Source organism: Brevibacterium sp. HMSC24B04 (genome assembly GCF_001806835.1).
In the GTDB taxonomy this organism is placed as follows: domain Bacteria; phylum Actinomycetota; class Actinomycetes; order Actinomycetales; family Brevibacteriaceae; genus Brevibacterium; species Brevibacterium ravenspurgense.
Genome location: NZ_KV786087.1, coordinates 199,111 through 211,475, shown reverse-complemented (window position 1 = coordinate 211,475; position 12,365 = coordinate 199,111). Strand labels below are relative to the sequence as shown.

The 12,365-nt window shown below is 62.6% G+C and carries 12 protein-coding genes; 7 read left to right on the top strand and 5 right to left on the bottom strand.

Annotation, left to right across the window (positions count from 1 at the left end):
* The first annotated feature begins 119 nt into the window (after window positions 1–119).
* The 4 genes from dnaB (at window position 120) to madM (ending at window position 3,178) form a co-directional block, all read left to right on the top strand.
* Window positions 120–1,469, top strand: coding sequence for a replicative DNA helicase (gene dnaB / locus HMPREF3092_RS05685; protein WP_019174251.1), 1,350 nt, complete (start codon window positions 120–122; stop codon window positions 1,467–1,469).
* Between the two features lie 185 nt (window positions 1,470–1,654).
* Window positions 1,655–1,837 (top strand): hypothetical protein, encoded by a 183-nt coding sequence (locus HMPREF3092_RS05680; protein ID WP_019174252.1) that lies wholly within the window; start codon window positions 1,655–1,657, stop codon window positions 1,835–1,837.
* Window positions 1,838–1,928: 91 nt separating this feature from the next.
* Complete coding sequence (gene madL / locus HMPREF3092_RS05675; protein ID WP_070424140.1) at window positions 1,929–2,414, top strand: malonate transporter subunit MadL; 486 nt, start codon at window positions 1,929–1,931, stop codon at window positions 2,412–2,414.
* Window positions 2,414–3,178 carry a malonate transporter subunit MadM gene (gene madM / locus HMPREF3092_RS05670; protein WP_019174254.1) on the top strand — a complete coding sequence of 255 codons (765 nt, stop codon included), beginning with the start codon at window positions 2,414–2,416 and terminating at the stop codon, window positions 3,176–3,178. The genes madL and madM overlap by 1 nt, the downstream gene beginning before the upstream one ends.
* 4 nt (window positions 3,179–3,182) lie before the next feature.
* On the opposite strand, the gene HMPREF3092_RS05665 is transcribed toward madM, so the two are convergent.
* The 3 genes from HMPREF3092_RS05665 to HMPREF3092_RS05655 form a co-directional block, all read right to left on the bottom strand.
* The gene (locus HMPREF3092_RS05665) at window positions 3,183–3,716 is read right to left on the bottom strand and encodes a GNAT family N-acetyltransferase (protein WP_070424139.1); all 534 of its coding nucleotides are present in this window, start codon (window positions 3,714–3,716) and stop codon (window positions 3,183–3,185) included.
* Window positions 3,717–3,911: 195 nt separating this feature from the next.
* Window positions 3,912–6,068: a 3-hydroxyacyl-CoA dehydrogenase NAD-binding domain-containing protein gene (locus HMPREF3092_RS05660; RefSeq protein WP_070424138.1), complete on the bottom strand. Its 2,157-nt coding sequence runs from the start codon at window positions 6,066–6,068 to the stop codon at window positions 3,912–3,914.
* 11 nt (window positions 6,069–6,079) lie between these two features.
* Complete coding sequence (locus HMPREF3092_RS05655; RefSeq protein ID WP_070424137.1) at window positions 6,080–7,288, bottom strand: acetyl-CoA C-acetyltransferase; 1,209 nt, start codon at window positions 7,286–7,288, stop codon at window positions 6,080–6,082.
* Between the two features lie 109 nt (window positions 7,289–7,397).
* Here HMPREF3092_RS05655 and HMPREF3092_RS05650 point away from each other — a divergent pair, with 109 nt between their 5' ends.
* Window positions 7,398–8,927, top strand: coding sequence for a SulP family inorganic anion transporter (locus tag HMPREF3092_RS05650; RefSeq protein WP_070424136.1), 1,530 nt, complete (start codon window positions 7,398–7,400; stop codon window positions 8,925–8,927).
* A 24-nt stretch (window positions 8,928–8,951) separates the two neighbouring features.
* Here HMPREF3092_RS05650 and udk read toward each other — a convergent pair whose 3' ends face one another.
* Complete coding sequence (gene udk, locus HMPREF3092_RS05645; protein WP_061944618.1) at window positions 8,952–9,563, bottom strand: uridine kinase; 612 nt, start codon at window positions 9,561–9,563, stop codon at window positions 8,952–8,954.
* A gap of 65 nt (window positions 9,564–9,628) precedes the next feature.
* Window positions 9,629–10,855 (bottom strand): pyridoxal phosphate-dependent aminotransferase, encoded by a 1,227-nt coding sequence (locus HMPREF3092_RS05640; protein WP_070424135.1) that lies wholly within the window; start codon window positions 10,853–10,855, stop codon window positions 9,629–9,631.
* Window positions 10,856–11,016: 161 nt separating this feature from the next.
* Here HMPREF3092_RS05640 and HMPREF3092_RS05635 point away from each other — a divergent pair, with 161 nt between their 5' ends.
* Window positions 11,017–11,709, top strand: a complete 693-nt coding sequence (locus HMPREF3092_RS05635) for a trimeric intracellular cation channel family protein (protein ID WP_083274271.1) — start codon at window positions 11,017–11,019, stop codon at window positions 11,707–11,709.
* Window positions 11,706–12,290, top strand: a complete 585-nt coding sequence (locus tag HMPREF3092_RS05630; protein ID WP_061944642.1) for a DUF421 domain-containing protein — start codon at window positions 11,706–11,708, stop codon at window positions 12,288–12,290. Before HMPREF3092_RS05635 ends, HMPREF3092_RS05630 begins: the two co-directional genes overlap by 4 nt.
* Window positions 12,291–12,365: the final 75 nt, after the last annotated feature.

Below are 12,365 nucleotides of genomic sequence, written 5' to 3'. Positions count from 1 at the left end.
TCAAGCTTCACGATTTTTGCAACAGAGCCCTCCACCTCGTGAGAGGACCGGCCCGGTCATGTCAGTGGGTGGCCCTATGATGGTGAGCCGCGGGGAAGCCCGCACAGGGGGAGGGACAGATGGCAGACAACACATGGGAACACGCAGACGCCGGTCTGCGCACACCACCGCAGGACCGTGACGCCGAAGCCAGCGTGCTCGGCGGCATGATGCTGTCAAAGGACGCAATTGCGGACGTTGTCGAACTCCTGCGCGGCGACGACTTCTACATCCCGTCGCACGAAACCATCTACAACACCATCCTCGACCTCTACGCCGCCGGCGAACCAGCAGACGCCGTGACCGTGGCCAACGCCCTGTCCAAAGCCGGATCCATCGCCCGGATCGGCGGCCCCGCCTACCTGCACACCCTCATTTCGTCCGTGCCCACAGCGGCCAACGCCGGCTTCTACGCGAACATCGTTCGCGAACAGGCCATGCTGCGCAAACTCGTCGAAGCCGGCACCCGGATCGTGCAGATGGGCTACGACGCAGAGGGCGACACAGAAGACCTCGTCAACCGGGCTCAGGCCGAAATCTATTCCGTCACCGAACGCAACGCATCGGAAGACTACGTGCGGCTGTCAGAAGTTCTGGGGCCCACAGTTGAAGAAATCGAGCGCTCCGGAGCCCACGACGGCGACACCATCGGCGTCCCCACCGGCTTCTACGAATTCGACGAACTCACCAACGGCCTGCACGCCGGGCAGATGATTGTCATCGCCGCCCGCCCCGGTATGGGCAAATCGACACTTGCCCTGGACTTCGCCCGCTCCGCTGCCATCCACAACAGCCAGACCACCGTCATCTTCTCGCTGGAAATGGGCCGGCAGGAACTGACCATGCGCCTGCTGTCAGCCGAATCCGGCATCCCCCTGCAGGCCCTGCGCCACGGCGACCTCGACCAGAGCCGCGACTGGACCACCCTGGCCAACACCATGGGACGCATCAACGACGCCCCGCTGTACATGGACGACTCCCCAAACATGGCGCTCACCGAAATCCGCGCCAAGTGCCGTCGGCTCAAACAGCAGCACGACCTCAAAATGGTCGTCATCGACTACCTGCAGCTCATGACCTCTGGTAAGCGCGTCGAATCACGCCAGCAGGAAGTCTCCGAATTCTCCCGTTCGCTCAAACTGCTGGCCAAAGAACTCGAAGTCCCCGTTATCGCGCTGTCCCAGCTGAACCGTTCATCCGAACAGCGAACCGACAAACGCCCCATGGTGTCTGACCTGCGTGAATCCGGTTCGATCGAACAGGACGCCGACATGGTTCTGCTGATCCACCGCGAAGACGTCTACGATCCCGAATCACCGTCGGCAGGTGAAGCGCAGATCATCGTCGCCAAACACCGAAACGGACCCACCGGCGAAATCACCGTCGCATTCCAGGGCGCGAAGTCGCGCTTTGCAAACATGCCGCGGTAAGCGCGGGCGTTTGGTGCCCAGGACCGGCAGCCCCGGGCACCTGGCAGCGCGAGGCGGGCGACACCTCGGGCCTCGGAACGTTACCGAACCGGCACCTGAGAGCCCACCCAGAAAAGTGTGCATAAACGCTGGACGGGGTAGACTGAGTAAGAATGTCCTAATCCGCTTTAGTGAAGAGGTCACTTATGCAGGTCATCGGTGCCATCATCGCCCTCATTGTCTTCGCCGCCTCGTGGGTTATTCTGCCCGCACTCTGCGTCGCAGTCGGTTGGGTAATCTGCTGGATCTACGAGCTCGGTCGCCGCGCGTTCTTCAACCACGCCGCGCACCAGTCCAAGGTTGATCAGCTGGTAAAGACCACCAACTGAACTAGTTGAGCTGAAAGCCGGTCCGCCCACCGCGGACCGGCTTTTTATGTCTTTTTTCAACCGTTAACCATAAATCCGAAAGGAGCGAGCGATGATTCTGTACGGAGTCGCCGCGCTCGCCGCAAGCGTGCTGGCCGGCACCATCATCGGTGAAATCCTCGGCCAGCTTCTGGGCGTCGATGCCAACGTCGGAGGTGTGGGCTTCGGCATGATCCTGCTGATTGCGCTCACCACCTGGCTGCGCAGCAAAGGCAAACTGCCTGCCCCCACAGAACACGGCGTCCTGTTCTGGAACGCCATGTACATCCCGATCGTCGTCGCCATGGCCGCAATCCAAAACGTGTACGCGGCTGTTGGTGCCGGTCCTGTTGCCCTGGCAGCCGGTGTGGCCGCCACTGTCGTCAGCCTCGCCATGGTGCCGCTGCTGTCGAAAATCGGTGCTCCGTCCGAGCCTCTGCCGGACGTTGAAGAACCAGGTGAGACAGCCGAGCCAACGGAGACAGCTGACCAAGCTGCGACAGCCGAATCAGCTGACTCTGCCGAACGAGCCGAAGCCACGGAAAGCAGGGGTCGCTGATGCTCGACACAGTTCTCTCAGTCCTTGAAGACCTTGACCTTCTGGTGGCGTTCGTTGTCGTCGCAGCCATCATGATCGTCTCCGGCTGGCTGTCGAAAACCCTCACGAAAGGCCGCCTGCAGGCCTCGGCCATCGCAATCGTCTTAGGCCTCGTGCTCGCTTATTTCGGCGGACTGGCAACCGGCGGCAAGAAGGGCATTTCCGACATCGCCATATTCGGCGGTATGGCTCTGCTGGGCGGATCAATGCTGCGCGACTTCGCGATCGTTGCCACCGCCTACGGCATTGACGTGCGCGAACTCAAGCGATCCGGACTGCCCGGCGCTCTGTCGCTCATGATCGGCGTTGTTCTGTCGTTTATTGTCGGCGCCGCTGTAGCCGTGGTCTTCGGCTTCCGCGATGCAGAATCAATTGCCACGATCGGTGCGGGAGCCGCCACCTACATCGTCGGCCCCGTCACCGGAACCGCGGTCGGCGCATCCGAAACCGTGATCGCCCTGTCGGTGGCCGCCGGCCTGGTGAAGTCGGTGCTCGTCATGATCGGCACGCCGTTCGCGGCGAAGCTCATCGGGCTGAACAACCCGAAGTCGGCCATGATCTACGGCGGACTCATGGGCACAACCTCCGGTGTAGCCGCAGGGCTCGCCGCCACCGATGAACGCCTGGTGCCCTACGGCGCGATGACCGCCACCTTCTACACCGGTATGGGCTGCCTGCTTGGCCCCAGCGTGTTGTACTTGGCAACGCGCGTCATCATCGGCTGAGCCGTCACAGGATGATTTTGTAGCCCTCGTGGGTGGCCTCGAAGCCCAGCCGGTCGTAGAACCGGTGGGCGCCGACGCGGGTCTTGTCGGTTGTCAGCTGCACAAGCCCGCACCCGGACTGTCGGGCGCATTCGATCGCCCACCGCATGAGCGCGCTGCCGAGTCCCATGCTCTGGTAGTCCTCCGCCACGCGGACGGCCTCCACCTGCAGGCGCGACATGCCCTTCCGGCTGAGGCCGGGCAGGAACGTCAGCTGGAACGTCCCGGCGAGCGGGATGGGCTCGTCTTCGCCGGGTTCTTCTGACGAGGCGCCGCGCACCTCTCGCACGGTCAGGAGGGCATTGTCTGGGCTCGCCTCGATGAGGTCGAAGGCCCGCTCATAGGCTTCGGCATTCTCCTGCCAGCCCTCACGGCCGACCCCGAGAACGTCGTCGGTCAGAAGTTCGACGATGGGCCGGACATCGTTCTTCGTCGCCTGGGTGATGGAGAAAGTGCGGCCGGCAACGGTGACCTGCGAGGGAAGACAGTAGGAGAACATGCCGAAAGTCTAGGACGGAAGGCGACAGGCACCTCGGCAGCTGTGCAGATTAAGGCGCCTATCGAGGCAAAACGGCGACTTTGCCTCCCTATTCCACCCAGTCAGCAGAAAACAGCTGCGGGGGCGGCTGCGGAAAAGTCCGCAACCGCCCCCACAGCTGTTTCAGTTCACGCAGGAACGTGCACTACACGCGGATCAGAGGAAGGCTTCGCCGGCCTCTGCGCGCTTCTTGAGGTACTCCGAGGGTGCGAAGCGTTCGCCGTACTTCTGTGCGAACTCTTCAGCGCGAGCAACAAAGGCCTTCATGCCGCCGGGGTAGCCGTTGATGTACTGGAGAACACCACCGGTCCAGGCGGGGAAGCCGATGCCGAGGATCGAACCGATGTTGCCATCGGCCACGGTCGTGAGAACGCCCTCTTCCAGGCAGTTGACGGAGTCGATTGCCTCAGCGAACAGCATGCGTTCACCGAGTTCGTGAATGTCGACGCCTTCGTGCTTGGAGTTGTACTTCTCACGCAGGCCAGGCCACAGGCGGGCGCGCTGACCGTCTTCGTATTCGTAGAAGCCCGCACCGTCCTTGCGTCCGGGGCGACCTTCGTCGATCATCCACTCGACAACGTCCAGCCCGAACTCTTCGAAGCGCTTGCCCTCAGCCTGGTTGGCCGCACGGGTTTCGTCCGCAATCTTCTTATTCAGGGTGAGCGTCAGTTCGTCCATCAGCTGCAGCGGACCAGCGGGGTAGCCGGCCTGCAGGGCAGCCTGTTCGATCATCTGCGGTTCGACACCCTCACCGACCATGCCGATGGCTTCCAGGAGGAACGTGCCGATGACGCGCGAGGTGAAGAAGCCGCGCGAATCGGTGACCACGATCGGGGTCTTGCGGATCTGCTGAACGAAGTCGAAGGTCTTCGCAAGCACAGCGTCCGAGGTCTTCTCGCCGCGGATGATCTCCACCAGCGGCATCTTGTCGACCGGGCTGAAGAAGTGGATGCCGATGAAGTCTTCCTTGCGCTCGACACCTTCTGCCAGCGTGGTGATCGGCAGGGTCGAGGTGTTGGAACCGAGAACAGCGTCGGGTTCGACAACATCCTGGATTTCCTGGAACACCTGCTGCTTGACGTCGACGTTCTCGAAAACAGCTTCGATGACGAAGTCAACGCCCTTGAAGTCCTCTGCGTCACCGGTGGTGGTGATGCGGTCAAGCAGATCCTGTGACTTGTCTTCGGTTGTGCGGCCGCGCTCAAGCGCCTTGGCTTCGAGCTTCCGGGCGTAGTCCTTGCCCTTTTCGGCTGCTTCCTTCGACACGTCCTTGAGCACAACGTCGATGCCGGCCTTCGCACTGACGTAGGCGATTGCGGCACCCATCATGCCGGCACCGAGAACACCGACCTTGGTGGCCTGGAACTTCTCGTAGCCCTCGGGGCGGGACTTGCCGGCCTTGATGGCCTGCATGTTGAAGAAGAACGCCGTGATCATGTTGGTCGACGTGGGGTGCGCCAGCAGGCTGATCAGGTAGCGCGACTCAATTGTCGAGGCGGTGTCGAAGTCCACGCGGGCACCTTCGACTGCCGCTGACATTGCGGCAAGCGGGGCCGGCATGGGCGCACCCTTGAGCTGCTTGCGCAGCTGGGCGGGCAGAGCCGCAACAAGACCCTGGTTGTCCTTCGGAGCACCGCCGGGGATCTTGAAGCCTCGTTCATCCCACGGCTTGACGGGTGCCGGGTTTTCCTTGATCCAAGCGCGAGCGGCTTCGTCCATCTGGTCCAGCGGAACGACGTCGTCGATCAGCCCGGCGGCCAGGGCCTTTTCCTGGTCGAACGGCTTAGCCGGCAGGATGACGTTCTGGAGTGCCTTCTGCAGGCCGAGCATGCGGGTGACACGGGTGACACCGCCGCCGCCGGGCAGCAGGCCCAGGCTGACTTCAGGCAGACCCAGCTGGATGCGGCCGTTGTCAGACGCGGCGATCCTGTGGTGGCAGGCCAGTGCAAGTTCGAAGCCGCCGCCGAGTGCCGCACCGTTGATGGCTGCGACAACCGGCTTGCCCAGCTGCTCCAGACGGCGCATGAGGGCTTTGGTGTATTCAAGCTTTTCGAATTCGGCTTCCAGAGCGTTTTGAGGCATGTTGAGGAAGCCGGTCAGGTCGGCACCTGCGAACCAGATCTTCTTTTTGGCGCTCTTGATGATGACGCCGGTGATCGAGTCGACTTCCGCTTCCAGACGCTCGACGGTTGCTTCGAGCGAGGTGAGGAAGTGCTGGTTCATGATGTTGGCGCCGCTGTTCGGATCGTCCATTGTGATGGTGACGATTCCGTCGGGGCTCTGCGACCAGTCGTATCCGGTGTATTCAGTCATGGTTTTTCCCCTCAGACTCGCTCGATGATGGTTGCGATGCCCATGCCGCCGCCGATGCACAGGGTGGCGAGGCCGCGCTTGAGGTCACGGCGCTCGAGTTCGTCCAGCAGCGTGCCCAGGATCATGGCGCCGGTGGCACCCAGCGGGTGGCCCATGGCGATGGCGCCGCCGTTGACGTTGACCTTGTCGTGCGGGATGTTGAGGTCCTTCATCCACTTGAGCACAACGGCCGCGAACGCTTCGTTGAGTTCGAACAGGTCGATGTCCTCAACCTTCAGGCCCGCGGTCTTGAGCACCTTTTCCGTGGCCGGGGTAGGGCCGGTGAGCATGATCGTCGGGTCCGATCCGGTGACGGCGGTGGCGACGATGCGGGCGCGCGGCTTCATGCCGAGCTTTTCGCCGATGGCCTTGTTGCCGACCAGGGTCAGTGCGGCACCGTCGACGATGCCGGAGGAGTTTCCGCCGTGGTGAACGTGGTCGATCTTTTCGATGTGCGCGTACTTCTGCAGTGCAACAGCGTCGAAGCCGACTTCTTCGCCCAGCTTGGTGAAGGAGGGCTTGAGCTTTGCGAGGTCGTCCACGGTGGTGCCGGGGCGGCGGTGTTCGTCTTCTGCCAGAACAGTGAAGCCGTTCATGTCCTTCACGGGGACGATCGACTTGTCGAAGTAGCCGTTCTGCCAGGCGTTTTCGGCGCGCTTCTGCGATTCGACGGCGTATGCGTCGCAGTCTTCGCGGCTGAAGCCCTCGGTGGTGGCGATGAGGTCAGCGCCGATGCCCTGCGGGGCGAAGTAGGAATGGTAGGCCGTCTGCGGGTCTTCTGACCATGCGCCGCCGTCGGATCCCATGGGGACGCGGGACATGGATTCGACACCGCCGGCGAGCACCAGCTGGTCCCAGCCGGCCGAGGTCTTCTGGGCGGCCGTGTTGACGGCTTCCAGGCCCGAGGCGCAGAACCGGTTGAGCTGGACACCTGCCACGGTGTCGGGCAGGCCGGCCGCGATCGCTGCCGTGCGGGCGATGACAGCGCCCTGTTCGTCGACGGGGGTGACCACGCCGAGCACGATGTCGTCGATTTCCTTGGGGTCAGCCTCGGGGTTGCGCTCGAGAATGGCGTCGATGAGGCCGGTCACGAGGTCAATGGGCTTGGTTCCGTGCAGTGCGCCGCCGCGGTTCTTACCGCGCGGGGTGCGCACCGCGTCATAGATGTACGCGTCTGACATCGGTGTCCTCCGATCTGGGGAGCAGTTTGTGTCTAAGCTAACACAAACCAAACGATCGTTCAGTAGGATCTCGCGCATTGCACACACTCCGCGCTCGTAGCCTAGAAGCATGGAGACGCTCACCCCCCTGCCGGACGATCCGAACCGCTATCGCGCCAAGCCGACGGTGATGGAAGCGCTGCGCTCGCCGAAGATTCTGTCGCGCGAGGTGCTGGCCGGTCTGGTGGTGGCTCTGGCCCTCATCCCTGAGGCGATTGCGTTCTCCGTCATCGCGGGTGTTGACCCCAAAGTGGGTCTGTTCGCCAGCTTCATCATGGCGGTCGTAACGGCGATCGTCGGCGGTCGGCCCGCAATGATTTCCGCGGCAACGGGAGCGGTTGCGCTCGTCATCGCTCCGGTTTCGCGCCTGTACGGCTTCGACTACTTCATCGCCACCGTCATCCTCGCCGGAATCTTCCAGGTGACATTGGCGCTGTTGGGCGCGCCGAAGCTCATGCGGTTCATACCGCGCAGCGTGATGGTCGGCTTCGTCAACGCGCTGGCGATCCTCGTGTTCATGTCCCAGCTGCCGCACCTTTTCAATGTGCCCAGCGCGGTCTACTGGCTGGTGGCAGCGGGACTCGTGCTGCTGATCGTGATTCCCAGGTTCCTGCCGAGCGTGTGGGCTCCCCTCATCACCATCGTGCTCATGACGATTGCGGTGGTGTCCTTCGGCATCACCGTGCCGACCGTGGGTGATCAGGGCGAACTGCCCAGCAGTCTGCCCGGCTTCTTCCCGCCCAATGTGCCGCTGACCCTGGAAACCTTCACAACGATTGCGCCCTACTCTTTGGCGATGGCCGTCGTCGGTCTGCTGGAGTCGCTGCTGACAGCGAAACTCGTTGACGAGATCACGGACACGCATTCCCGGAAGGTCCGCGAAAGCATGGGCCAGGGAATCGCGAACATGGTCTCCGGGTTCTTCGGTGCGATGGGCGGCTGCGCTGTTATCGGCCAGACGATGATCAACGTCAAGATCTCCGGTGCCCGCACGCGGATCTCCACATTCCTGTCCGGCGTCTTCCTGCTGGTCCTCGTGGTCACACTCGGCGACACTGTTGGCCAGGTGCCCATGGCAGCGCTCGTAGCGGTCATGATGATCGTCGTCTACCAGACCTTCGACTGGCGCTCGATCGCCCCGAAGACGCTCAAGCGCATGCCGAAGTCCGAAACTGCGGTCATGCTCATCACCGTCGTGTTCGTCGTCATCAGCGGCAACCTGGCGGTGGGTGTTGGCGCCGGCGTCATCGCAGCCGCGATCCTCTTTGTGCGCAAGGTGGCGCACTTTGCGGAAGTTGAGCGGCACCTCGACCGTGATCCCGACAGCGGTCGCGAACGCGCCCGCTACACGGTCACCGGCGAGCTGTTCTTCGCCTCGAGCAACGACCTGACAACGCAGTTCGGCTATTCAGAAGACCCCGACCTCGTGGTGATCGACATGACGAAGACGCGGGTGTGGGACGCCTCGACCGTCACAGCGCTGGATGCGATCGTTACGAAGTACGCCGAGCTGGGCACAGAAGTTCACTTCAGGGGCATGGACGATGTCACCCGACAGCTGTACGGACGGCTGAGCGAAGACACTCACTCCTCACGGTGAGCAGGGCTGCCAACCAGCGAGTGCTCAGCTGACTTCGCGTTCGATCCGGTTGATGAGCGTGTCGAGGGCGACGATGTTGCGGCCGCCTTCGGGGATGATGAGGTCCGCGCTGCGCTTTGACGGGTCCACGTAGAGTTCGTGCATCGGCTTGACCGTTTTGAGGTACTGCTCTTCGACCGAAGCCAGTGACCGGCCGCGTTCAACCACGTCGCGCTGAATACGGCGCAGAATCCGCACGTCGGCGTCGGTGTCGACGAACAGCTTGAGGTCCAGCTGCTCGGTCAGCTCCGGCAGTGCGAACAGCAGAATCCCTTCGACCACCAGAACGGGGGAGGGCTCCACCCGGACGGTCTCGGCGGCGCGGTTGTGCTCTGCGAAGTTGTACACCGGGCAGTCAATCGCCTGTCCGGCACGCAGCTGCCGTAGGTGTTCGGCCATGAGCTCGACATCGAAGGCTTCGGGGGCGTCGTAGTTCGTCACCACCCGTTCGTCCCACGTCAGGTGTGACTGGTCCTTGTAGTAGTTGTCCATGAAGACAACCGAGGACTGCCCGGAAAAGCGGTCAAGCAGCGCTCGCGTCAGCGTCGTTTTGCCGCTGCCGGTGCCGCCGGCAACACCGACCGTGAAACAGGACATCGGGCCTCCTCGAAATAGTTCCCGTACAGAATAGTCGAGCAGCCCCCGCCGAGGTGCCGCTCGGCTTATGCGTGCATGCTCTTCTGGTCGTAGCCGGACAGGAACTCTTCAAGCCGGTTGAGGGCTTCTGCGAGGTCGGTGACGCTGGGCAGGGTGACCAGGCGGAAGTGGTCGGTGTCCTCCCAGTTGAAGGCGGTGCCGTGGCTGACGAGGATCTTCTGTTCGCGGAGCAGGTCCAGTGCGAACTGTTCGTCGTCGACAATGCCGAAGCGGTCCTTGTCCAAACGGGGGAACAGGTAGAGGGCACCCTGGGCGGGCACGCAGTCCACGCCGTCGATTTCGTTGAGCCTGCGCGTGGCCAATTCCATCTGCGCACCCAGACGGCCCTGCGGCAGCACGAGGTCGTCAATCGACTGACGTCCCCCAAGGGAAGCCTGAATCGCGTACTGGGCGGGCACATTGGCGCACATGCGCATATCGGCCAGCAGTTTGATCCCGGCAATGTAGTCCTGGGCTTTCCAGTCCGGCCCGGTGATCGCCAGCCAGCCGGAACGGTAGCCGGCAACCCGGTAGGCCTTCGACAGTCCGGAGAACGTCAGACACAGCACATCCTCCCCGGTCAGGGAGGCCATGTTGATCATTTCGGCATCGCCGTAGGTGATCTTTTCGTAGATCTCATCGGCAAAGATCAGCAGCCCGTTCTTTTCGGCCAGCTCCACAATCTTCGTAAGCGTTTCACGCGAATACACGGCACCGGTGGGGTTGTTCGGGTTGATGACCACAATGCCCTTGGTGCGTGGGGTGATCTTCGCTTCGAGATCCTCAAGGTCAGGGTTCCAGCCGTCTTCTTCAAGGCACCGGTAGTGCACCGGGGTGCCGCCGGACAGGGCGACCGAGGCGGTCCACAGCGGATAGTCGGGGCTGGGCACCAGGATTTCGTCACCGGGATTGCACAGCGCCTGCAGCGACAGCGTGATGAGCTCAGAAACACCGTTGCCCAAGAACACCTCGTCAGAATCAAGGTTCTCGATCCCGCGGGTTTCGTAGTACTGCACAACCGCGCGGCGAGCAGACGGCAGACCCCTGGAATCTGAATAGCCCTGCGCTTCCGGCAGGTGCTTGATCATGTCGACCAGCACCGCATCGGGTGCTTCAAAGCCGAACGGAGCCGGATTGCCGATGTTGAGCTTGAGGATCTTGTGCCCCGCCGCCTCCATCTTCTGGGCTTCCGACAGGACGGGACCGCGCAGGTCATAGAGCACGTCTTTGAGCTTGTCCGACTGCTTGAACATGGTCGCTTTCTGCCGCCTTTCTGCTGTGTGCGTCACACCACACACTAGGCCACCGGGTGCCGCTGACGGCACAGCCGTCGAGGTGCCGCCCGCCTCCCGCCTGATCTTCAAGGACGAGACAGGCGGCACCGAAAGGGCGAGCGAGCAATAATAGAGGCGCTATGCCGTCGACAGACATGTACATCTACATCCTCGACCTAGTGGGCGTCCTCGCGTTCGCCCTGTCGGGGAACCTTCTGGCGTCGCGAAAGAACATCGACCTGACCGGCGGAATCGTGCTGGGCATGCTGACCGCAACCGGCGGGGGAATCGCCCGCGACCTCATCCTGGCCACCAGGCCGGCGGCCTTCAAAGATCCCGTCTACCTGCTCATCCCGATTGCCGCCGGCATCATCGTCTACCTGATCGGTCCGCGCGTTGTGCAGGCTGAGCGCGGAATCGTGTTCTTCGACGCAATCGGCCTGGGCGTGTTCGTCGTCATCGGCACCACAAAAGCCCTGCACTACGGCATGCCGGTGCTGTCGGCCGTTCTGCTGGGACTCATGACCGGTGTGGGCGGCGGAATGCTGCGCGATGTCTTCGCCAACCGCGTCCCCGTCGTGTTCCAAAGCTCCGACCTCTACGTCATCCCCGCCGTCGTCGGTGCGGCAGTCACCGCCGGGCTCCACCAGGCTGATCTCATCACCTGGTGGTCCGAGGTCGGCGTCATCGCAATGGTGACCATCTTTCGCCTGCTTGCGCTGCGCTTCGGCTGGCGAGCACCCTCATCCATGCGCAGCTGGTCCATCCGGCCCATCACCCGCCGCACCCTGAGCAGCGAACGCACCCTGAACAGAGAAGAGGAACAGGAATGACGCCTCCCGTTGGCTGGTGGTCGCAGACCGCGGCGAACCTCGGGATCGAACTGTGGCGAATCCCGTTCATCATCGGTGCGGCAATCGGCATCTACTTCATCCTGGCGCTGCTCGTGCGGCTCTACGGGGCGCGCTCGCTGTCATCGCTGTACATGACCGACACGATCGCAGTCATCATGCTCGGCTCGGTTGCCGGCCGCGTCATCCTCGGCAATAAGCCCACACTGGCCACCGGTGTCATCGCGCTGGTGTGCATCCTCACTCTCGCCTCGTTCATGCGGTTCATCAACCGCAGATTCGGAGCGCAGTCGCGCACCGCCCCGCACCCCATCGTCGTCATGGCCAATGGCGAAGTTCTGGAAGACCAGCTCAAAAGAGCCCACCTGGCCCGCGTTGACCTCTATGCCGCGCTGCGCCAAAACGGAGTCTTTCAGCCGGAAAAGGTGCGCGGCGTCATCTTCGAACAGACCGGCCAGTTCACCGTCATCAAAACGGATGAACCGGTTGACCCGGAGCTGCTCCGAGGTGTGTCTGGGGCCGAGGAGATCCTGGGGCACAAACCGGGGGATCTCACCGAATAGCATCGGCGGGGTCTCTCAGGTTTCGTGAACCCGGCTGTGCGAAGCTGGGCATAACACACTTCGAGGGAAGGAACA